The sequence below is a fragment of the Helicobacter labetoulli genome, from assembly GCF_003670275.1.
GTDB classification, from domain to species: domain Bacteria; phylum Campylobacterota; class Campylobacteria; order Campylobacterales; family Helicobacteraceae; genus Helicobacter_C; species Helicobacter_C labetoulli.
In genome coordinates this window covers 16,295-39,162 of the sequence record NZ_QXJF01000011.1, presented here as the reverse complement: position 1 = coordinate 39,162, position 22,868 = coordinate 16,295, and the positions used below count along the sequence as shown (strand labels likewise).

The 22,868-nt window shown below is 39.2% G+C and carries 22 protein-coding genes; 8 read left to right on the top strand and 14 right to left on the bottom strand.

The window, feature by feature from the left end; genetic code table 11:
- Nucleotides 1-7 precede the first annotated feature (7 nt).
- The 4 genes from EBF12_RS06890 to EBF12_RS06875 are packed head-to-tail and all read left to right on the top strand — an operon-like array spanning nt 8 to nt 3,745.
- On the top strand, nt 8-673 hold the full coding sequence (locus EBF12_RS06890) for a DUF305 domain-containing protein (protein WP_121727000.1): 666 nt from the start codon (nt 8-10) through the stop codon (nt 671-673).
- A complete protein-coding gene (locus tag EBF12_RS06885) occupies nt 636-1,598 on the top strand; it encodes a S1-like domain-containing RNA-binding protein (protein WP_244196436.1) in 963 nt (320 codons plus the stop codon). Before EBF12_RS06890 ends, EBF12_RS06885 begins: the two co-directional genes overlap by 38 nt.
- Nucleotides 1,595-2,350, top strand: coding sequence for an SDR family NAD(P)-dependent oxidoreductase (locus EBF12_RS06880; RefSeq protein WP_121726998.1), 756 nt, complete (start codon nt 1,595-1,597; stop codon nt 2,348-2,350). The genes EBF12_RS06885 and EBF12_RS06880 overlap by 4 nt, the downstream gene beginning before the upstream one ends.
- A 54-nt stretch (nt 2,351-2,404) precedes the next feature.
- The gene (locus tag EBF12_RS06875; protein ID WP_121726997.1) at nt 2,405-3,745 is read left to right on the top strand and encodes a class II 3-deoxy-7-phosphoheptulonate synthase; all 1,341 of its coding nucleotides are present in this window, start codon (nt 2,405-2,407) and stop codon (nt 3,743-3,745) included.
- Nucleotides 3,746-3,999: 254 nt separating this feature from the next.
- On the opposite strand, the gene EBF12_RS12205 is transcribed toward EBF12_RS06875, so the two are convergent.
- From EBF12_RS12205 to EBF12_RS06820, 11 genes are all read right to left on the bottom strand, one after another.
- On the bottom strand, nt 4,000-6,096 hold the full coding sequence (locus tag EBF12_RS12205; protein WP_279629424.1) for a methyl-accepting chemotaxis protein: 2,097 nt from the start codon (nt 6,094-6,096) through the stop codon (nt 4,000-4,002).
- Nucleotides 6,097-6,296: 200 nt separating this feature from the next.
- Entirely contained in the window at nt 6,297-7,349 is a 1,053-nt protein-coding gene (gene ruvB / locus EBF12_RS06865) for a Holliday junction branch migration DNA helicase RuvB (RefSeq protein ID WP_121726995.1), read from the bottom strand.
- Nucleotides 7,350-7,357: 8 nt separating this feature from the next.
- Complete coding sequence (gene panB, locus EBF12_RS06860) at nt 7,358-8,152, bottom strand: 3-methyl-2-oxobutanoate hydroxymethyltransferase (RefSeq protein WP_121726994.1); 795 nt, start codon at nt 8,150-8,152, stop codon at nt 7,358-7,360.
- Nucleotides 8,153-8,174: 22 nt separating this feature from the next.
- Nucleotides 8,175-8,516, bottom strand: coding sequence for a DMT family transporter (locus EBF12_RS06855; protein ID WP_104716782.1), 342 nt, complete (start codon nt 8,514-8,516; stop codon nt 8,175-8,177).
- Complete coding sequence (locus EBF12_RS06850) at nt 8,513-8,938, bottom strand: DMT family transporter (RefSeq protein WP_244196435.1); 426 nt, start codon at nt 8,936-8,938, stop codon at nt 8,513-8,515. The genes EBF12_RS06855 and EBF12_RS06850 overlap by 4 nt, the downstream gene beginning before the upstream one ends.
- The gene (gene lgt, locus EBF12_RS06845; protein ID WP_121726993.1) at nt 8,935-9,825 is read right to left on the bottom strand and encodes a prolipoprotein diacylglyceryl transferase; all 891 of its coding nucleotides are present in this window, start codon (nt 9,823-9,825) and stop codon (nt 8,935-8,937) included. The genes EBF12_RS06850 and lgt overlap by 4 nt, the downstream gene beginning before the upstream one ends.
- Nucleotides 9,825-10,145 carry a hypothetical protein gene (locus EBF12_RS06840; protein ID WP_121726992.1) on the bottom strand — a complete coding sequence of 107 codons (321 nt, stop codon included), beginning with the start codon at nt 10,143-10,145 and terminating at the stop codon, nt 9,825-9,827. The genes lgt and EBF12_RS06840 overlap by 1 nt, the downstream gene beginning before the upstream one ends.
- 162 nt (nt 10,146-10,307) lie before the next feature.
- Nucleotides 10,308-10,874 (bottom strand): hypothetical protein, encoded by a 567-nt coding sequence (locus tag EBF12_RS06835; RefSeq protein WP_121726991.1) that lies wholly within the window; start codon nt 10,872-10,874, stop codon nt 10,308-10,310.
- Nucleotides 10,846-12,444: a methyl-accepting chemotaxis protein gene (locus EBF12_RS06830; RefSeq protein ID WP_121726990.1), complete on the bottom strand. Its 1,599-nt coding sequence runs from the start codon at nt 12,442-12,444 to the stop codon at nt 10,846-10,848. The genes EBF12_RS06835 and EBF12_RS06830 overlap by 29 nt, the downstream gene beginning before the upstream one ends.
- A gap of 73 nt (nt 12,445-12,517) precedes the next feature.
- On the bottom strand, nt 12,518-13,105 hold the full coding sequence (gene ruvA, locus EBF12_RS06825; RefSeq protein WP_002955504.1) for a Holliday junction branch migration protein RuvA: 588 nt from the start codon (nt 13,103-13,105) through the stop codon (nt 12,518-12,520).
- Nucleotides 13,106-13,141: 36 nt separating this feature from the next.
- On the bottom strand, nt 13,142-14,989 hold the full coding sequence (locus EBF12_RS06820) for a hypothetical protein (RefSeq protein WP_121726989.1): 1,848 nt from the start codon (nt 14,987-14,989) through the stop codon (nt 13,142-13,144).
- 76 nt (nt 14,990-15,065) lie between these two features.
- On the opposite strand from EBF12_RS06820, the gene murJ reads away from it, so the two are divergent.
- Together murJ and cysS are read left to right on the top strand one after the other, a co-directional pair.
- Nucleotides 15,066-16,550: a murein biosynthesis integral membrane protein MurJ gene (gene murJ / locus EBF12_RS06815; protein WP_121727047.1), complete on the top strand. Its 1,485-nt coding sequence runs from the start codon at nt 15,066-15,068 to the stop codon at nt 16,548-16,550.
- Nucleotides 16,550-18,022 carry a cysteine--tRNA ligase gene (cysS, locus tag EBF12_RS06810; RefSeq protein ID WP_208630963.1) on the top strand — a complete coding sequence of 491 codons (1,473 nt, stop codon included), beginning with the start codon at nt 16,550-16,552 and terminating at the stop codon, nt 18,020-18,022. The genes murJ and cysS overlap by 1 nt, the downstream gene beginning before the upstream one ends.
- On the opposite strand, the gene EBF12_RS06805 is transcribed toward cysS, so the two are convergent.
- From EBF12_RS06805 to EBF12_RS06795, 3 genes are read right to left on the bottom strand one after another with little or no spacing between them, the layout of a single operon-like run.
- The gene (locus EBF12_RS06805) at nt 18,023-18,889 is read right to left on the bottom strand and encodes a bifunctional riboflavin kinase/FAD synthetase (RefSeq protein ID WP_121726987.1); all 867 of its coding nucleotides are present in this window, start codon (nt 18,887-18,889) and stop codon (nt 18,023-18,025) included. It lies immediately after the preceding gene.
- Nucleotides 18,858-19,580: a 23S rRNA (cytidine-2'-O)-methyltransferase TlyA gene (gene tlyA, locus EBF12_RS06800; protein ID WP_121726986.1), complete on the bottom strand. Its 723-nt coding sequence runs from the start codon at nt 19,578-19,580 to the stop codon at nt 18,858-18,860. Before tlyA ends, EBF12_RS06805 begins: the two co-directional genes overlap by 32 nt.
- Nucleotides 19,580-20,122 (bottom strand): hypothetical protein, encoded by a 543-nt coding sequence (locus EBF12_RS06795; RefSeq protein ID WP_121726985.1) that lies wholly within the window; start codon nt 20,120-20,122, stop codon nt 19,580-19,582. The genes tlyA and EBF12_RS06795 overlap by 1 nt, the downstream gene beginning before the upstream one ends.
- 81 nt (nt 20,123-20,203) lie before the next feature.
- On the opposite strand from EBF12_RS06795, the gene EBF12_RS06790 reads away from it, so the two are divergent.
- Both EBF12_RS06790 and EBF12_RS06785 read left to right on the top strand, forming a co-directional pair.
- Nucleotides 20,204-21,106, top strand: a complete 903-nt coding sequence (locus EBF12_RS06790) for an aspartate carbamoyltransferase catalytic subunit (protein ID WP_110558438.1) — start codon at nt 20,204-20,206, stop codon at nt 21,104-21,106.
- A gap of 446 nt (nt 21,107-21,552) precedes the next feature.
- Entirely contained in the window at nt 21,553-22,866 is a 1,314-nt protein-coding gene (locus tag EBF12_RS06785) for an outer membrane family protein (RefSeq protein ID WP_121726984.1), read from the top strand.
- Nucleotides 22,867-22,868: the final 2 nt, after the last annotated feature.

Here is a 22,868-nt window from a genome sequence, read left to right as displayed (position 1 = left end):
AGATGAAATGAGAGTTTTTATCGCTGTGATTATGCTTTTAACCCTAGCCTATACCAAAGATGACACCCACACAGGCTCTTCCGCCCCAGCACATACTATGCAACATCATCAAGAAATGCTAGAAGCACAAGCTCCTATTGCCCTCTCCAAGAAAATGCTCAATCTTATGCACGAACCGATGATGGAAGAGCCTTTTTTAGAAGATGATAATTTAGATTTAAATTTTCTTGTTAATATGATTCCTCATCATCAAGGTGCTATTGATTCTGCGGAATTTCTTTTAAAACATTCTAAAAACAAGCAGCTCCGCACTATTGCCACACAAATTATTCAAACACAAAAGGCTGAAATTGAAGAGTTTAAAGCCCTTATCCCAGAGCTTGAAAAACAAAAAAAGCTTTATAGCCCAAAGGAAGTAACACTCTACAACCAACAAGCCAAGCAGGATATGGAAACTATGCACCAAGAAATGTCAGAACTTGCTTTGACAGAGCGTCTTAATCACGATTTTCTTTTAAGTATGATTCCTCATCACGAAGCTGCCATCAAAGCTTCAAAGCAGATTCTCATCTATACGCAAAATGAAGACATTAAAGCTATCGCACAAAAAATTATCCAAACCCAAGAGCAAGAAGTTGAAGACTTTAAGACCCTACTCCAAAAAATCCACTAAAACCGCAGAATCTACTGCTACACAATCAACCCCTGCAGAGTCTGCCTCCATTCTTATGGGGAGGGTGCAGAAATTACGCATTGTGCGTTTTAGTAAAAATGGGGCATATCTTAGCCCTATATCTTCTTACCCACAAGATTCATACTCTACCAAACCAAACAGCCCTAGCCTTTCACCCAAAGAAGTGCTTTTGCCAAATAAATTTTTAACACCACAAAATGCTATAGATGACATCATAGAAGTTTTTGTTTTAACAGATTCACAAGATCGCCCCGTAGCGACAACGCAACGACCAAAAGCACAATATGGCGATATTGCTTTGCTTAATGTTATAAGCCACTCGCCATTTGGTTGCTTTTTAGACTTGGGCGTGGATAAGCATATTTTTATGCCTTGCAAGAATCCACAAAGTTTTAAGCCTAATCAACAAGTGCTTGTCGCTATCACACTTGATAAGCAATCTCGTCTTATTGCAAAACAAGGCATTAAAAAATATCTCAAGCCCACGCTAAACTTTCACGCAGATTCTAAGATACCACTTCAGGCTTATATATTTGAACAAACACCGCTAGGCTTTGGCTGTGTGGTAGAAAATGCTTATTTTGGTTTGCTTTATGCTAATGAGCTTCCCCTCTCTTTCACCCCAAGCTTTTATACACCCATTGAAGTGTATGCCAAAGGGATAAATCGTGGTAAGTTTGACCTTACCCTTTATCCCCCACTCCAAAAAAATCACAAGCAAATCCTACTTGATTCTATGCCTTTAGAGCTAAATTTTTCACACTCGCCAGAAAGTATTTTTGAATCTTTTCATATAAGCAAAAAGCTTTTTAAGCGACTTATTAATGAGCTTGTAAGAGAAGGTAAAATATATTTTGAAGAAAAAGAACAAGTTTTTAAACTCACACAAAAAGGAGTAATATGACAGCACTCATCACAGGGGCATCTTCGGGCTTTGGTGTAGCAATAGCTAGAATCTTTGCTCAAAACAACCACAAAGTCATCATTCTTGCACGAAGAAAAGAAAGACTAGATTCCTTGCAAAAAGAGTTAGGAAGCTTGGCTCAAAGTATAGTGTGCGATGTTTGCGATACACAATCTATCGCAAAAGCCTTATCACATCTCCCTAAAGATTTTCAAAATATAGATGTGCTTATTAATAATGCCGGATTAGCCCTTGGGCTAAGCAGTGCAGATAAAGCTGAAATTACCGATTGGGAGCGTATGGTGGAAGTTAATGTCATAGCTCTTATGAGGCTTACACATCTACTTTTACCCAAAATGGTAGCACAAGGCTTTGGGCATATTGTCAATATTGGTTCTATTGCAGGGAGTTATTCCTATCCGGGTGGAAATGTCTATGGGGCAACAAAAGCATTTGTGAAGCAATTTAGTTTGAATCTCCGTGCAGATTTGTATGATAAAAATATCCGTGTGAGCGATATTGAACCCGGACTTTGCGGTGGGAGTGAGTTTTCTTATGTGCGATTTAAAGGCGATAAACAAAAGGCTCAAAGTGTGTATAAAGGCACAACGCCACTTATGCCTGAAGATATCGCAGAGAGTGTATTTTGGGTAGCTTCCCTACCACAGCATATAAACATTAATCGCTTAGAGCTAATGCCAACCACACAAGCTCCAGCAGCCCTTAATGTGTATAAAAATGCTAAAGTTTAATAAGTTTAATCCGCTTAGCTACAATGCGATTTTAATTTAAACAAGGAGAATCCTATGCAATGGCATACAAAAAGTTGGCGTGATAAGCCAATCAAACAACACCCAACCTACAAAGACACAAAACTTTTAGAATCTGTGGAATCTCAGCTCAAATCCTATCCACCACTTGTGTTTGCCGGGGAAGCTAGGGCATTGCAAGAGCGATTAGCTCAAGTTTGCAAAGGGGAGGCATTTTTATTACAAGGGGGGGATTGTGCGGAGAGTTTTTCGCAGTTTAATGCAATAAATATCCGCGATTTATTTAAAGTCATTATCCAAATGGGGGCGATTCTAACCTTTGGTGCGTCCTGCCCTATTATCAAAGTAGGACGCATAGCCGGGCAGTTTGCTAAACCCCGCTCAAGTGATTATGAGATTCAAGGTGAGATGAGTCTGCCAAGCTACCGCGGCGATATGATTAATGGTATGGAGTTTGATTCTAAAGCAAGAGAACACGACCCAAATCGCTTGATTCAAGCCTATAATCAAAGTGCGGCGACACTCAATCTTTTGCGTGCATTTGCACAAGGGGGCTTTGCTGATTTAAATCAAGTGCATAAATGGAATCTTAGCTTTGTGAAAAACAATGCCTTTGGGCAGAAGTATGAAGAACTTGCCTGTGCTATTACACAAGCCCTTGATTTTATGAAAGCCTGTGGGATTAATTCTAAAGATTTGCCTACCTTGCGTGAGACGGAGTTTTACACCTCGCACGAAGCCCTTGTGTTAAATTATGAAGAACAACTCTGCCGTGAAGATTCTCTAAGCGGAGAGTGGTATGACTGCTCGGCACATATGCTGTGGATTGGCGAACGCACAAGGGGGCTTGATGAGGCGCATATTGAGTTTTTGCGAGGTGTTAAGAATCCTGTGGGTGTGAAAATTGGACCAAGTGCGACTAAGGAAGACATTATGGGAATCTGCGATAAGCTCAATCCGCAAAATCAAAGCGGTAGGCTTAATCTCATCGTGCGTATGGGAGCTGAAACTATTAAGAAAAACTTCCCTACCCTGCTTGAATCTATCAATAAAGAAGGGCGTGAGATTCTATGGAGTTGCGATCCAATGCACGGCAATACAATCAAAGCAAATAATGGCTATAAAACGCGCGTGTTTGATAGTGTGCTTAGTGAAGTTAAAAGCTTTTTTGAGATTCACAAAGCCTGTGGAAGCTATGCAGGTGGGGTGCATTTGGAGATGACGGGAGCTGATGTTACAGAATGTGTGGGCGGCTCACAAGCTATCACTGAAGATGGACTAGCGTGTAACTATAATACGCAGTGCGACCCACGGCTCAATGCTACACAAGCCATTGAAATGGCATTTCTCATAGCCGATATGATTAAAAATCGCTAATGCTTTTCTCTTTTTAGAATCTGCCCTATGGATTCTAAAAATGGGGCATAATATCTCACAATAATCACAAAATAATGCTTGAAAGATAATACTTCAAAATTTCCAAAGATTCTAGGAAAATACTTTTAACTTTAATATGTCAATTTGCAGTTGGTTTGTAAGGTTTTATTTTGCGGGGCTAAAGACTCTAGGCAAAAGTAGAATCTTGATAAGGCATTTTAACAAGCAAGAGTGTATCTTGCTTGTTAGTGGCTTTAAAATTTCTTCTTTTTCACATCTTCTAGGATTTGTCCAGCTATATCATCAACAGCCTTAGAAATCCTCTCAGCGTGTTGAGTAACCTCAACATTCTTTTGTGTTACACCCTCAAGGCTAATGACTGCCTCATTAATTTGTGTAATACCAAGCGTTTGCTCATTAATAGAATCTGCCATCTCATTAATGCTTTGCACCAAGAGGTTTGTATTTGCCTCAATCTCACCTAAAGACTTTTGTGTCCTTTCAGCGAGTTTCCTTACTTCATCGGCAACGACTGCAAAGCCTCTGCCGTGTTCCCCAGCTCTTGCTGCTTCAATAGCAGCATTGAGTGCAAGGAGATTGATTTGATCAGCAATATCACGGATAATGCCAATGACATTTTTAATATCATCACCTTGTGAAACCACTTCAGATGTTCGCTCACGCATACTTTGCATTGATGAAGTAATCTCTTCAATTGCACTTGCTGTTTGCTCCAAGCTACTAGCCTGTGAAGTAGAACCTTGTGCAAGGTGTGAAACCGCCTCTTCTAGCTCACTTGCCCTTTGTGCAAGTGTTTGAGCAAAGCCACTTGATACACGCAGCATTTGTGCAATCTCTTGCCCCAATACATTTGCTGTAACCTCAACATTACCCTTAGCATTTGGGATAGAGTTTGTAAAATCAAGCGTTTTATATTGCTCAAAAATATCGTGGATAAGATTCATATCTGTCCCCACTCGTCTTTGTAATACATCAAGGAGTTCATTAAGAATCTCTTGAAGCTTGATAAGCTGAGGGTTATTTGGCTTAGCATCAAGCCTTACGCTCAAATCACCCATCTCAACTTTATGCACAGATTCTATGGCTTGTTCAATAGCGATATTATCAATACGCGTATGTTCCTTAATGTCTTCAACAGCGTCATTAATGTGTTTTGCCATTTGCCCTAATTCATCGGCTTTATTTATGTCAATACGCACAACATCGTTTGTTTCGCTTTTTAAGAATCTAAAGAATCCTTTCAATCCTTCATAGATTCTCTCAATATCTCTTTGAATATAAAGTTTCACATAGCCAATCACAACGACATTCACAAGCACCATAGCAATAAGCAGCACAATAATGATACTTTTCTCAACAAAATGCAATTCAGAAAGTAGCTCATCATAAGGAGCAAAGTTAAACATCGTCCAATATACGCCATCCCAAATTTCAAAATTGTAAATGGCAGCCATTCCCTTATATCCAGCCCTTGAAGTCGTCTCAACAATATCACTTCCTATCTTGCCTGTAGCTTGAAGCTCAACAGCCTTTTTCATACCCTCTGTATTATTAATATCTAACAGCTTTGTACCTATCTTATCTTCCTCATAATACATTGTCAAAAGCCCATCATCTCCAAGAAACAGTCGCACGGAGTGTTCAAATGGATTCGTATTTTTTGCTAGAATCTCATCGCTAAGCTCACTCATATTAATGACAGCTCCCATGACACCTACGCGTTTTCCTTCGTCATACACAGGAAAAGCAATGCTAATGACTTTGATTTCTTGCTTATCATATATAATTGTCGTAGGGCGAGAAAACATAATCTCCTCTGTCCCTTTCTTTGTTACAGGCACATCTGCAAAACCATCAACAAGATTTTTGCCATCTTTTGTTTTTATATCATTGATCGAAGCCATTCTTATGCCAGAATCGTGCTCATCAGGGTCATCATCAACCAGCACAAAACCTGCACGAGTGCGTTCATCATACGCAGGATGGTCAATCTTAATATATGTAGCCACTATAGTTGGGTCATAATCTACAACATATCCAAGCAGTTTGCTTAATACTATATAATACATCGCATTTGTATTCTGCCTCAAGTTTGCACTTGCTGCTTTTGCTACCGCTTCAAGCCCAGCTCCAACTACGCTAAAACGAGCCTCCACAGCACGAGCATCATTAAACGCACTTGCATACAAAAATTTCTTTGCTTCCTTTACCATACTCTCTTCAATATTAGTTGAAACAAGCACAGCCACACCGATATTACCCACCAATAAAATGAGTGTCAAAAGCGCACTAATTTTATTCCCAATACTTAAATTACGAATATAAGACAAAATAAACCTCCTAAAAAAAATATGGATACTCCATTTTATTAAAGCATTAAAAGCAATATTTTCAACTTTACAATAAACTTCTGCATATTATAATGTTTTTTTTGGCAAAATCAAGCTAAAGCCCATTACAAAAAAAAAAAAAAAACGCCTTTTTTTACACACAAAACGAAACTTTTAGTTGTAGGAATGATTATTCCACCCTAAAACAGCCCTTTTTGCTCAATAAATGGAATCTTTAATAGCTCATAAGTCTTAGGTGTGGCGATTCTGCCTTTTGCGGTGCGTTCAAAATACCCATTTGCCAATAAATATGGCTCTATGACATCTTCAATAGTCGCTTCATCTTCGCTCATCGCCGCAGCTATGGTATTTAGCCCAATTGCCCTACCCCTAGATTCAGCTAAAATGGCTAAATAATGCAAATCTAGCTCATCAAAGCCTAGCTCATTAACGCCTAGCTCATTTAACGCATAATGCACACACTCTACATCTATCTCGCTTTGTGAATCTCTCACATCAGCAAAGTCCCTCACTCGCCTTAAAAGCCGCAGAGCAATACGCGGAGTGCCTCTAGAGCGTCTAGCAATCTCATTAGCCCCCTCTTTAGATAAGCTTTTTGAGAGCTTTTTTGCCGCAGTCTGCACGATAAGAGCGAGTTCCTTTGGCTCATAAAATTGCAGTCTAAAGCTCATACCAAACCTATCACGCAAAGGGTTTGAAAGCATACCCGCACGCGTTGTCGCGCCAATGAGCGTAAAAGGGGCTAAATCAATCTTAAGCGTTTGAGCAGCAGGACCAGAGCCGATAATAATATCAAGCCTAAAATCCTCCATTGCCGGATAGAGAATCTCTTCAATAGCAGGGCTAAGGCGGTGAATCTCATCAATAAATAAAATATCCCCCTCATTGAGATTTGTTAAAATTGCTGCTAAATCGCCGGATTTTTCAATCATCGGTGCGGCACTCACCTTGATATTACAGTCCATTTCATAGGCGATAATGTGGCTTAGTGTCGTTTTGCCAAGCCCGGGCGGACCAAAAAAAAGAATATGATCTAAGCATTCATTGCGTTTTTTACTTGCTTCTATAAACACTTTGAGATTCTTTTTTATCTTTTCCTGCCCGACATATTCTTCCCAAACACTTGGGCGTAAAGACAGCTCTTGGCTAGATTCAAAGCTGAATTTTTCAACTTCCACAATACGATTTATTTCAGTGGTTTCTTTTGACTTTTCTAGCGTGATTTTCTCCATTTTCACCCTTAATAGCTTTCATTTTCACTAGGAAACTGCAATGACTTCACATCTTTAGCATACGCCCTTATAGCATCTTTTAGCATTGCCTTGCCATCACAATATGTCCGCACAAATTTTGGCTTAAAGGCTGAAAAAAAGCCAAAAGCATCACTCCATACTAGAATCTGCCCATCACACGCATTCCCCGCCCCTATGCCAATGGTAGGCACGGATAAAGCTTTTGTGATTTTTTCTGCCACTTGTGATTTTACCCCTTCAATCAGCACGGAGCAAACCCCCGCTTCCTGCATTGCTAAAGCACACTCTAGTAGCTCTTGAGCTTCTTTTTCACTCTTGCCTTTGACTTTGAATCCCCCATCAAAACGAGCAAACTGCGGCTTTAACCCAATATGTGCTACAACGGCAATGCCCTCTTCACATAACGCCCTAACAATAGGCAATTTTTGTATATCCACTTCAAGTTTAATCGCGTTAGCAGCGGTGTTTTTATAAAACTTAAGCGCATTTTTAAGAGCGAGTTTTTGCGTAGCATAGCTCCCAAAGGGCATATCCGCTAGGATAAAGGAATGCTTCACGCCCCTGCAAACCGCCTTTGTATGATAGAGCATTTCTTCTATACTCGCCCCCAATGTCTCATTCTCCCCACCAAAGCTAAACTTCAAACTATCGCCCACCAAAATAACATCAACTTCAGCATCAAAAATCCCTGCCATTAACGCGTCATAAGCCGTAATTGCCGTAATTTTCTCCACACCTTTTTTTGCTTGTAAATCTGTAATACTCATCTTTTTTTCTAGCATTTTTTATCCTTTTTGGTAGATTCTAATCACCCCAATTTAATAGCACCACCGCACATACAACCATAGCAATGCCTATGTAGCCAAGTGTGCCGAGATTCTCTTTAAAAAATATATAGCCTCCAAGAGCCGTGCCAATAATGCCAATAGCCCCCCAAGTCGCATACGCTGTGCTTAAAGGCAGAATCTGTATCGCCACAGCCAACGCACTAAAAGCCACCCACACCATCACTACACACGCAATCGCATAGCCTTTATGTGTGAAGCTATTTGACTTTTTCAAAAATAAATTTGCCACAATATCAAGCAGTGCTGCTACAAGCACAAACACCAACGCACCCTCTTTTGTGCTAAAAAGCCAAGTCATTTTTCACCCCCATTATCTTGTGAATCTCTAGCCGTTGTAGAATCTTTAGCAGCCACAGAATCTGTAGAATCTTCGTGAGCTTTGGCATTTTTTAGCTCCGCGATATTAATCAGTGCAATACCACATAGTGAAAGACAGATACCCAAATACTCTTGCCATCTTAAGCTTTCACCAAAATAAAATATCCCTATACATACCACGCACAATACACCCAAAACTTCCCACAACGCATATGCCACACTAATAGATAATCGCTTAAGTGAGAGAGCCATAAAGTAATATGAAAGCACAAGCAGTGCATACATCGCTACAAAGCCAAAGATTCTATTGTCAGATTCATCTCCGGCTTTCATAAAGCTAGTGGCTAAGACTTCGGTTAAAATCGCAAATGTCAGTAAAATATAGGCTTTTTTGAAACTCATTTTTTTCTCCTTTTATGCTTATTGAGTGTAGCGGTAGTGAGTTTAGAACCTGTATTTTGAGCAAACACTACAAAGGCTAAAATCACACTGACAAGGAGCATTACACCGCTTAGAATCTGCCCCATTGACAAGCCAAAAGCATAATAGCCAAGCTGTGAATCTGCCTCTCTGTAATACTCACATACAAATCGTGCTATGGCATAGAAAAATCCATACGCTACAATCAAACTGCCCGGCTTTTTAGCATATCGCCAAACTATAAGCAAAAGCATAAAGACAACAATGCCCTCCATAAATGCTTCAAAAAGCTGACTAGGGTAACGCAACTCGCCATTCACAAGTATGCCTATACTTCTGCCAAACTCACTCTCATCTACCAAACGCCCAAACAACTCGTGATTAAAAAAATTACCCAAGCGTCCAAACACATAGCCTAGCGGAATGGAAATAGCTGATAAATCCATAAATATCCAAAATGAAAGCTTTTTAACATAACAAAACAGCAAAGCAGCAAGTAAAAATCCAAACATCGCTCCGTGATAGCTAAAACCGCTAATGCCGACAAAAACGCCATTGTAGTAGGGGTTAAAAATCTCCCAAGGTTGCAGGAGGTATTCCCACCTTTGCGGAGAATAGATGAGCACATAGCCTAACCGTCCGCCCAAAATCACGCCAATCTCTACCCAAATAAAAAATGAATCTAAGCTCTCTTGCGTAATAGGAAAGCGTGTATTGTTATACTTCACAAATGCCTTAGCAATAAGCAAAGCTATAAGCATTGCCCCAACATACATAATGCCATACCAATGCACATTTATGCCAAAAAGCTCAAAGGCTATGGGATCAATATACTCATAGATTCTATTCCAAGTGCTATACTCTTGCATTACACCTCCATAATCTTAATTTTAAACTCATCAACCATATGAATCTCTTCAAAAAACATAAACAATCGCAAATCATCAACAACAATTTCTATGGGTATCCTATCAACACTTCTAAGTTTAAACAAAAACCCAAGCACATAAGAATTAATCGGGTAAGCTTGAACAAAATAGATTCTTAAAATGCTTGTAGAATCTACAAGAATCCGTGGCAGAAGGCTTTCAAGCTCAATTTTAAAGCTCAAAAACGCATCATAAGTTTTTAGCTTCCCTGTGCTACGCACCATTTGTAAGTCATTGATTGTTTCAAGATTTAATGCCATATCACTCCTTTTTTACAAGGCGTGATTATAGCAAAGTTTGTTTTAGGAGATTAAACACGCCCTAAGGATACATATCTCAAAGCCATATGACTATGTATTTTCCACGCCACTTTAGACTCTCCTACAATAAGATTCCAAAAATTCTGCATTGTTACAAAGCTCTTAGCTTGTTTTCACAAGCAAACTAGAGCACACAAGCGGTGTTTTTAAACGCTTAATGATAGAATGCTCCCTAGCCCCCATAAGACTTAGAATCTTTTTGCCCTTTTTACCTATTTTTAGTTCATCTCTTTTGTAGCAAGACTTTGGCGTAAACGGATAGCAAGATTCCAAAATAAAATGTGTCGCTCTAACTTTTAGCACACATTCTATATATTTTTTTCTGGCTTTCATATTGTTTTTATATCCATTATAAAGCTGTGTTTTAGATAAGCACAAAATACTATGCTCTATAATATTCCCCACATACTCACATAGCACAAGGGCGATTTTATCCCTGCCTTTTCCTAGAATCTTTATCCTATTTGCTTTAGAATCCCCTGCTAAATCTAGATTCAATCCCCGTCCAACCCATTGCACCTGATGATATAGCTTGGATTCTCTTACAATAATATGAGATTCCACCCACGATATGATTTTATCAATACTGCTAAAATCCGCTTCAAATCTCGCCCTATACTCATTTTTATGGATTATCAATCTATGTCCTAAACTTCGCCATCGCCCCATCTAACTCTTCTGCTTTTTGCGACATATCATTGACAACCTTTTGGATATTATGCCCCACACTTTGCGTAGATTCAGAAGATTTAGCAATATCTTGCATCATACTTGCTAACTGTTTTGTGCTTTGTGCAATAGAAGTGCTAATCTCATTTAAACGAATAGAGTTTTGTTTTGTGAGTCTTAGTCTCTCGTGCGTATGATGTGCCTCATCAATAAGCGGTGAAGTCTTTTCGGTAATATGTATCATATCTGCCGCACTCTCTTTAATGGTTTGCCCCATATCATCAATACTTTGGGTTACAAGATTCACATTTGCAGTTATCTCATTGAGAGACTTTTGCGTTCTTTCAGCTAGCTTTCTCACTTCATCAGCTACAACAGCAAAGCCCCGTCCGTGTTCCCCAGCTCTTGCTGCTTCAATAGCGGCATTAAGTGCTAAAAGATTAGTTTGGTCAGCTATATCATTGATGATTGAAAGCACAGATTTAATCTGCTCTGCGTGATTTGTAAGCTCCTCTACACTCTCTAAAATATTTTGCTGACTTTGGGCAGAAGTGGTGATAAGCTCAATAGAATCGCTAAGGTTCTTCACAAACTCTTCTAAAATACTCTCCGTTTGGTTAATGTCATCAGTAGTTGCATTTGCCGAATCTTGAGCAACTTCAAGATTCTCACTCACATTTTGTGCAAGTGAATTTACCTTATCTACAAGCTCAAACTGCTCATCAGAATTGCGTGAAAGCACATTTGACATATCAAGCAATTCTTTGCAAGTATCTGTATTTTCCAAACTCACGCGTTTGCTTAGGGAAATAGTCTCTTGTATGGTTTGGATAAATTTATTGACATAATTTGAGGTAAGCCCTACTTCATCTTTGCTTTTAATCGCTAGTCGCTTTGTCAAATCCCCGCTACCGCCATCTGTCAAGTCTTTTGCCATATCTCGCAAACGATTAAGTGGTCTCACAAGCTCTCTTTCAAAAAACACATATAATCCAAAAAGTGCCAAAGCCCCTGCTATAAGCATTGTAAGTAAAAGATAATTTTCACTTTCATTCATTTGATCATAAAAACTCTGCGTTGAGATTTTAAGCTCAAGCACACCTAGCACATCACCTTCTTTAACCTTGCCATCTTGATGACACGCCATACAACCTTCATCTGCAATTAAAGGCTTTTGAAACAAAACGCTATGCTGATTGTTTTCATTGAGTTCATCAAGTTTGGCAAGTTTATTTGCAAAAACTTCTTGAATCTTAGGATCATCACTCACAGAATCAGGCAAGTTAAATAAATCAATCACGCTTTGAGATTTATAAATCTGCACAGACTGAATCCCCGGGATCTTCCCTGCATCAGCTAGACCCGCATCAATCATCTCTCTAATCCCCATATTCATGCTCATACGCACGGTTTGAAAAATAGAATCTCCAAGCATTTGCACACTTCTTTTTCCCTCTTTTACCGCCATACTCTCATATCCAGATGAGATGATTTGATACAACACGCCAAAGCCAATGATAATGAAAACAAAAAGAGTGAAAAGCACTTTAGAGCGAAATGATTGTAGCATTACAACCCCCTTTTATTTTGTGAGATTCTAGGTATCTGTCTTAATTTTGCTCGGCATATTGTAGCACATTTATTTAAGCTAATTTTTTTAATGCCAACTTCACAAGCTCTGATACACTTTGTGCCTCTATGCCTTGAAGTGCCTTTTGAGCATCTGTGTTTTTAAAGCCAAGTGATTGCAAAGCTAGAAGTGCTTCATTCTTTAAGCTATTTTCTTGAGAAAGTTTTCCATCAGCAAGACTTGTATCACTGATAAGACCAGCAAAGAATCCCGCCACATCAACCATAATCTTCCCCGCTCCCTTTGCCCCAATACCCGGGACTTTTTTCAACGCATCGACATCTTTATTGCTAATGATTTTGGCAAACTCCATTGGCGTATAGGTAGATAAAATGGCAAGGGCGACCTTTGGACCCACACCATTAATCTTAATAAGCCGCTCAAAAGTCTGCTTTTCTATCTCCTCTACAAAACCAAAAAGCAAATGTGAATCTTCGCGGATAATTTGTGTGCAGATAATCTTTACTTCCTTGCCACCCTCTCCCCTAAGCTTTGAAGTAGCATTAAGCGACATTTGCACTCCATAAATCACACCACCTACATCAATATCTATCATCATAGGCTCACTTCTTATAATCACTCCCCGCAATCCAACAATCATACTTTTTTCTCTCCTAATAAGAATCTTTGCCCAAATCTATGAGCGAACTTCCCGCACAAGCTTCAAACTCTCTTTGTCAATCCCAATATCCACTTCCTCGCCGTGGCTTAAAAGCATAATGTCCTTTACTTCTGGGAAAAAGCTCTCATAGACAATCTCATTGTCATTTTGCCAAGGGGCATCACTTGTGATTTTGGCATTTTGCGTTTGCAAGTCAAGATTCTCTAAAGCCGAGCTAAAATCCTTGCTTTGAGCTTGTAATGTCAGCAAACGCTCTTTTAAATATTTTGTCCTGCGTAAAAGCACAACATATTGAGCCACACTCTCTGTAATATTGCGTTCATTAGGCTTATTATTTTTCTTATTTTCTTCCATAATAACCTTTATTTTTTCCACAACAGGCTTTGTTTTACGCACCCTTGATAAATCTTTATTCAGCACGGCTAGAAGCATATTCATCTCTTTGATGTTATGTTCAATTTGTGCGTTAAAATGCTCCACCTCTTCACTGGCTTTAAGCGAAGCACGAGAATTTATACTGATGTGATTTTCTCCACCATTCATAGCCTTGATGTATAAATGCTGCGAGAGGGCTATTTTTGTATGAGAATGTAAAGAAGCGATAGTAATCTTTTTTGCTTCAATATTTCCACCATTAGCTTGTTCAATACTCACCTCCTCACCCTTGACACTGCCAAGCTCCAAACGATTAATGCGAATCTTCTCTCCAACCGCACTGCCCTTATGTATATCAATACTCATCTCATCTGCTTGAATCACAGCACTTTGGTGTGTTTGCCCATTAATCTCAAGCTTTTTTGCCACCACTTTGGCATTTTCTGCCACAGAGCCATAAATTTTTATATCTTGTGCTTCAAGCACAATACTCGCTCCAATCGCATCTTGATTAGGATCAGCACAGGTTACTTCAACAACAAAGCCCTTTTTGTCCCCACCTAGCAATGAACCACTTTTACGCAAACTCACTTCGGGGAAATTAAAATCAAGTAAAATCCGTAGCTCCCCCTCACCCACAGACACATAGCCATCTTGTGTTGCATAATATAGCACCTCATCTTCTTTCTCTTCTATGTTAAACTCGCTATCCTTGAATCTTAGCTTTTGTATCTTATCATCGCTTCCACTCTCTTGCTTTTTGACATTGATAAAATCTCCCTTAAGATTCCGCCCACTCATTCCAGCTTGATGTTTTAAGCTTATACCCACAAGCTCACCGCTTTTTGCCGCATATGAAGCAAACTCAACATTCTCACTATGAGTTTTACTCCACTCTTCTTGCAAGATGAATCTAAAACTCGCCTCCGTTTCCGGGATAAAACTCGCCTTTGCAATCACAAAACTCTGCGTAGATTCTAGCACACCACTTATTTGTAGCTGTGAAAAAAGCTCCTTAAGGTTTGCTATCTCTTGCTTCACTCCGCTATCAAACAACCTAATAACGACATTGTGCATAATCTTTTTTCGTGTAATCTCCTCATAAAGTGCCTGAAAAAAGCTCTCATCATTTTTTACCTTTAGCCCTGCCTTAAGCTCTAAGCTCAACTCATAGCAATGTGAATCTAGCCTAAGATCAACAAAAGGAGCTAAGTCGTTTTTCCTTAATCCACGCAATGTAATATCATACACCTGCCGTATTTCAAAATCATTTTTATTATATTCGGCATCATTACTTAGAATCTTGTCTCTTTCTTCAATGCTAGGAGATGTAAAGTCTTTCTTTTTCTCGCCACGAAAAAAGGTGCTAATCTGCAAAATATCAAAGCTAATCATTTTTTCTTCAAGTGCGTAAAGCTCACTGATTTTTTTAATCTCCGCACTCACATCAGCACAGCCCTTGACTGATACAGGCTCAAATAATTGCATAACAACCCCCCGTAGCTTAAAGTTTGTTTATTGTAGCTATAATTTTACACTTTCAATCTTTAAAAAGGCAAAAAAATTGATTAAAAAAGCATTTTTAACAAATAGCAGTGGCATTTTGCTTTCACGCGTGGCTGGTTTGGTGCGTGATTTATGCACGGCAAAGATTCTAGGAGCTGGTGTGTATAGTGATATATTTTTTGCCGCCTTTAAACTCCCAAATCTCTTTAGACGCGTATTTGGAGAAGGGGCTTTCACGCAAAGTTTTTTGCCAAATTTTATTCGTAGCCGAAAAAAAGGTATGTTTGCTTTAATCACCTTGCTTATATTTGCTTTTGTTATTCTACTTCTATCACTTTTTGTCGTATTTTTTAGTGGTGTGGTTACAAAGCTTTTGGCGTGGGGATTTGATGAAGAGACAATAGAGCTTGCAAAGCCCATTGTGGTGATTAACTTTTGGTATTTGGAGCTTGTGTTTATCGTTACTTTTCTTTCCTCACTCTTGCAATACAAAAATTGCTTTTGGGTAAATGCCTACAACACCGCACTTTTAAATATCGCTATGATAGCTACTCTCCTTCTTGCTCACGATAAGCAATCTATGCAAGTCGTGTATATGCTAAGCTATGGTGTAGTATGTGGTGGAATCTTGCAGATTCTGCTTCATTTTTATCCACTGTATCGTTTGAGATTCTTTAAGCTTTTGTGGGTGGGCGTGATTGAGTTATGGCAATGGTGCAAAACAAAAAATCCAGATTCTAAACTCAAAGCAAAAATCACTCAAATAAAGAGCGAGTTAAAAACTTTTTTTAAGCAGTTTTTCCCTGCTATGCTTGGTAGCTCAACAGCCCAGCTTGTCACCTTTACTGATACGCTTTTAGCCTCATTCTTAGCTGCTGGAAGCATTAGCTCTTTGTATTATGCAAATAGAATCTTTCAATTCCCCCTAGCTATTTTTGCCATTGCTATATCCACAGCCCTTTTCCCCCTTGTAGCAAAGGCGATTAAAAACAACGAACAAACAAAGGCTTTACAAGCCTTAAAAAAGTCATTTTGGTTTTTATGTATCATTTTATGTGTTTGTGTCGTTGGTGGGGTGATGCTAAGTGAAGAAATCATCAGCCTTTTGTATGAGTGGGGGAATTTCACAAAAGAAAATACCATTATCGTAGCAGGAGTGTTTAGTGCCTATATGATAGGACTTGTGCCTTTTGGATTAAGTAGAATCTTTTCCCTTTGGCTTTATTCTCATCAAATGCAGGGCAAAGCAGCTAAAATATCGGCTATATCCTTACTATGTGGCATTGGCTTTTCACTCATACTTATGCACCCATTTGGAGCTATGGGCTTGGCATTTTCAGGCAGTTTAAGCGGATTTGTGCTTTTTGTGCTGACAATTAGAATCTTTGGCTTCAAACAATTCTTAGCTATAATAGCCAACACAAAAGCGTGGTTACTGCTTGTGGCAATTTTAAGCGTTGAAGTGCTGATTCTATGGTTTCTTAAGCCTTATGTTAGCGATTTAGTCAATGCCATTCATCTTTTTGTAAGGAATATAGTATGATTACCCTTTTTGATAGTATCAAGAAGCAAAAGCTCCATTTTGAGCCTATCTTACCAAAACAGGTGCGAATCTATGTCTGCGGACCAACCGTGTATGATGACGCACATTTAGGACACGCGCGAAGTTCTATTGCGTTTGATTTATGGCGGAGATTATTTTTATTCCTTGATTTTGAAGTGATATTTGCCAAAAATTTCACTGATATTGATGACAAAATCGTTAAAAAATCCTTGCAAAATGGCATAAGTGTAGCAGAAGTGAGTGAGCGATACATTGAGCTTTACTTAAATGATATGCACACTTTAGGAATCTTGCGTCCAGACCTTGAGCCAAAAGCTACAAGCAACCTTCCTCAAATGCACGAAATGATAGAACATCTTTTGCAAAAGGGCTATGCCTATATGGGCGAAAACAACGATGTGTATTTAAGTATCACAAAAGATAAAGCCTATGGCTCACTCTCTCAACGCACCACACACGAGCAGAATCAAAGTCGTATTACTAATGCCAATGACAAGCAAGAAGAAAGTGATTTTGCACTATGGAAAGGCTACAAAGGGGAAAATGACATCGCCTATGATAGTCCTTTTGGTAAAGGGCGTCCGGGTTGGCATATTGAATGTTCAGCAATGATTGAAAAGCACCTTGCATATAAGGAGCAAGACTTTGCTATTGATATACACGCAGGTGGAGCGGACTTACTCTTCCCCCATCACGAAAATGAAGCCTCCCAAACCCGCTGTGCCACGGGACGAGAACTTGCCAAATATTGGCTACACAACGGCTTTGTCAATATCAATGGTGAAAAAATGAGTAAAAGCCTTGGTAATAGCTTTTTTATCAAAGATGCACTCAAAATCTATGATGGCGAGATTCTAAGAAACTATCTACTTGGGGTGCATTATCGCTTGGCACTCAATTTTAACGAAGAAGATTTGCTACAAAGCAAAAAGAGGCTTGATAAAATCTATCGCTTAAAAAAACGCATTCTAGATTCTATCCCACATAAACAATCTCCAAATCCAAGCGAGTTACCTCAACAACTAGAATCTTTGAACAATCTCAAAGCCCACGCCAAAAACGCTCAAGATTCTTTTATTCAGCCCCTGCTTGAAGCCTTGAGTGATGATTATAACATCTCAAAAGCTCTAAGCATTATTGAAGAAATGCTCTCTTTAAGCAATGAATACCTTGATAAGAATCCAAAAGACAAAGCCTATAAACTCGCCATTAGTGGCAATCTTGCGTGTATAGAATATTTACTTGGACTTGGGGGAAAAGATCCTATTGCATATTTTCAGCTTGGGCTAACAGAGCAAGAAAAGCAAGATATTGAATCTAAGCTCAAACTCCGCACAGAAGCCAAAGCACAAAAAAACTATGCCCTTGCTGATAGCATACGCAACGAGCTACACAATCAAGGTATTGAAATTATGGACACTCCTCAAGGCAGCACTTGGGAAAAAGTCTAGCTACATCGCCACAAACGCCAAAGAAGCAGAATCTAAAATGCTGTGAGCTTGTGAAATATCTTTGCCAATGCGGGATTTTAGCTCACTTAAATCGCTAAAAGTGCGATTGTCACGGATTTTTTCAACAAAGCATACACTTATAGAATCTGCACTCACTCTATCCTGTGCCACAAAATCCTTATCAATAATATGCGTCTCTATACTAAAAGCCCCATCTGTGCTAAGACGATGTCCCACAAAACATACACTTTTATAGATTCTATTTTGTAGCTTTGTGAAACTTGCATATACGCCATTTTGGGGCAAAACATATCCGATAGTCTCCAAATTTATCGTTGCATATAGCTGCTTTGAGCCAAGATTCTGCCCGGAGATAACCTTGCCATAAATCTCATAATACCGCCCAAGCATAGCCCTTGCATTTTTCATATCACCTTGCTTGATAGATTCTTTTATAACACTTGAATGCACCCCTTGCCCATTAACGCAAAATTCTTTGACAATCACCACTTCCCCATCAAATAAATCTACCAAATCCGCCGCACTCCACGCCCTATTTTTTCCAAAGCAAAAGTCATAGCCCACCACAAGTTTTTGCAATGCCCTAAATTTATCTTTTAAAACTTTTACAAAATATTCTCCGCTCCATTCCCCAATATCACTAAAATCCACAAAAATCATCTCTTTATCGCAATATAGTTCTTTATTTGGTGTGAGTAGCTCCCCATTGCTTTCAATGCAAAACACCGCTCCATTTTCTCCCAAATGCTTAAAAAGCTCTCTATGAGCTAAGTGCATACCATCAAATTTGCCCAACGCAATATGAGTAATACGCCTATCTTCTTGCATAGACAAAAAACTCTTCATTCCCTTCCTTTCCACTCATTACACTTTTTTCACTTGCTAAAATGCTAAAATTCCGCTTTTTTAGATATTCACAAAACGCTTTTAACGCCCCTTCACCCAAACTTTTATCTTTTAATACACCTTTTTTATTGCGTTTTGCCTCTATTCCCACTTCAAATTGTGGTTTAAAAAGCCAAATGTATTCTTTCACTCTAAGCCTTTCAAAACTCTCCATAAGCTTATATAGCGAGATAAAGCTCACATCACACACCATTATGTCAAATTCCCCCTCATAGCTAAAATCTCGTATATCACATTCTTCAAACACCCTTATGCGTTCATCTTGCACAATGCTACTATGGAGTTGATTTTTCCCTACATCTACACACACCACAGAATCTATACCAGATTCTAAAAGCACTTGGGTAAAGCCACCTGTGCTTGCTCCAATGTCAATGGCTCTTTTGTGGAAAAGATACTCCCTATCCCACAACCCTTTTTGCACCAAAGATTCTATGAAACCTCTTAGCTTATAGCCCGCACGCGAAAGTAACAAATCTTTAGAATCCACACTCACCCTATCATTTTCTTCAAGTAAAAATGAGCCTTTTTTCACCACAATACCATTGACTTTAACGCAACCAGATTCTATGGCTTCTTTTGCCTTTGTGCGTGAGCTACACAAAGATTTCACATACACATCAAGTCGCATTATTGTGTCAGCTTGCTTTCACGCTTTGCATAGCCAAAATCAAAGCTCATACGCCCCACACCCTTTATCTCCGCAAAAAGCTTGAGTGTATCTTTACCGCGTTTGCCAATTCCTTCAAAGGCAACAAAATACACATCATTATAAGTAATATCAGGGCTAAAATTGCCTAGATTTTTAGAATCTAGCTTTTCTATCTTGCTAGATTCTAGGCTATTGTAGGCGGTTTTTAAGCTAAATTTCATATTTTTTTCACTCACCACATCAAGCTTATCATACACTTCTATCAAAAATACTTCACCGCTCTCCGCACCAATCCATTTTTTGTCAATCTCATTGATATATCGTGCTATCATCAAAATCTGCGTATGATTATCTTGCAGGATTTGAGATTTCCTCATTGCTTGAATTTCACGCTCTTTTATAGATTTTTCATCTTGTGACTTATAATGAGCTGAAGCAATATGCACAAATTTTTTTTTATAAAAATCACTACACCCCATAAGCATAAACGCCACACCCACGCACACCGCAAAAAACTTCACATTGTTCCTTTATCCTTTTATTTAAATATTGTATCACAAACTTTGCTACAATGCCTAAACCCAAAAAGTAAAAGGATTTATATGCAAATGCCCACTCCCGCCCCAAAACACCTACTCCGAACAAGCGATCTTAGCCTTTCACAAATTGAATCTATTCTTAGTAAAGCCCAAACCTACAAAGATATGCACCACAGGGAGATTCTCAAAAACAAGACCATCATTACCATTTTTTTTGAAAACTCCACCCGCACACTTTCTAGCTTTGAGATTGCCGCTAAACGCTTGGGGGCTGATGTTATCCGCCTTGATGTGAGTAAAAGCTCCACGGCTAAGGGGGAGAGTATGTCAGATACCGCGGCAAACTTAAATGCAATGAAGCCAAATGCCATTATTATCCGTCATAAAAATGCCGGGGCTGGATATTATCTCAAATCTCAGGTGAGTTGTCCTATCATCAATGGTGGCGATGGTGCGCACGCCCACCCTACTCAAGCCCTACTTGATTTACTCACGCTCAAAGAGCATTTTGGCAATGACTTAAAGAATCTTAAGGGTAAAAAAATCGCCATTATCGGTGATATAAAAAATTCGCGTGTTGCAAATAGTAATATTGAGCTACTCTCTCTTTTTGGTATGGAAGTGATTTTAGTTGCCCCACCGCATTTTCTCCCACCTACAAACTTACGCACCACGCATAATCTCCGTGAGATAGCTAAAGAGGTTGATGTATTTATGAGCTTACGCACACAAACAGAGCGACACGATAAGCAAATCTATGGCTCACTCAAAGACTACGCCTCGCAATATTGCTTGACTTTGGAGATTCTAGGTGATACAAATGCCATAGTTTTGCACCCCGGACCTGTGCATAGGAATATTGATATTGATGATGAAGTGCTGAAAGATTCTCGTTGCAAGGTGTTAGAGCAGGTAACAAACGGGGTATGTGTAAGAATGGCGGTGCTAGAATTTTGCTGTGCTTGAGAGCATTAGAAAAAACTGATATAAATCAAGTAGAGAGTAGGATAAGACTAACGCGACCCCTTGAAAAAGTCGCGTTATGGCTAAATCTTAGCTACACTTGACTAGTATTATACAGAGTAGTATAATGGCAGCCAAGATTTTCTGGTAAATCTTATCCATTGTAACCTCCTTTGCAAAAGTAGGTTACGCTAAGAGAGGTTGGCACTCTCTTAGGCAACCTCTAAGCCACATTATATCACATTCCTAGATTTTACTTTAAGCATTTTATCAGTCTTAATTTTTGTGTTATTTTCGGCTGCGTCTTATCTCCGCACTTATGATTAAAAGAGAATTAATTAATTTTTGATTAAGTTTTTATTTTTTACAATGTCGCCCTTGTATTGTAAAAAATACATTTACTTTGTGTTAAATCTAGCACAATATCCATAAACAAAATAAGGAAAAAAATGAGAAAGATTCTATACTCAAGCGTGGTTTTAGGGCTTGTAGCTTCAAGTGCAAGTGCCTTTGACTACAAAGTAAGCGGCTCGGCGGAAAGCTTCACAAAATGGGGTTTTAACAATCAAAAGCTTAATAAAGAAAGTGGTGCAGCTCCTACTGAAAGCTTTACAACAATCTTTTCACAGCTCAATCTCAACCTTGATTTAGGTGCTGGGTTTAAAGCGGGATTTAGTGGGGCGATTGGTGGTTTGGCTTTTGACTCCACAGATGGTAAAGACCCAAATCAGCCTTTTAGTGCTGTGCGTAATGCGTATTATGGCGTCTCTTGGGATAGAATGGGTGGCAAGGGCAAGATTCAAAACTATATGTTTCAAAATGCTTTTGTAGAATATGATAATAACACATTTTATATCAAAGCTGGTCGCTATGAATCTGGCAAGGTTGGGGAGTGGTTTAGCGGATACAATCAAGGTGCAGAAGCCGCTCTTAATATCAATGTGTTAAAACTATGGGGATTCTTCTCAAATCGCCGTGCATTTGCATATGATCAATGGTTTAATGATTTCTACCGCGTTCACGGATACTATAATGACAGCATTGCTACGCGAAACACTTATGCAGCCGGGCTTGATTTGAACTTTGGTGGATTAACTATTGGTGCATTCTCTTACTTCACACCGGGCGTTTATACAGCACCGGGTGCAAATGTAACCTTTAAGTCAAATCCTAGCTTTGAAGGGCAAGGATTCAACGCCACGACAAAAATCCGCTTCCTTGCACCTATTGCTGATGAAAACAAGGTTGGCACACAAAGCGGTAGAAATTGGGGCGAGATTGGCAAATACTCCTACACACTCTACATTGACCAACGCTTTGATGTAGATAATTTCTTCTTTGGTGTAGGCTATTACCAAAACTTTGGCAATGCTAATGAACTTATCGGTCGCTGGGGGAATCCTATCGGTATAGATATTTGGACAGCAGGGGCATATGACATAGGCAGCGCGCTCAATGATATTATAGGCAAAAATGCTGTAACAGGCTTTGGATACCTTGGAGCAAATTATGGTAGCTTTGATTGGAAGTTTATCGGGCGTGGGACAAACAGCCCACGAAGTGCGGAACAAAGTGTAGCTTTGCTTCTTAACTATCAAATTAGAGAGGACATTGCCATTGGTGGTAAGCTAGAGTGGTTTAGTGATACGACTAAGGCTGGATACACACCAATCGTATTTGGCGATAGTGCAGAAACAAAGCTTGACAAAAAACGCACAGATGATAGAAGCCACGCATTCTTCTATATCCACCACGCTTTCTAAAC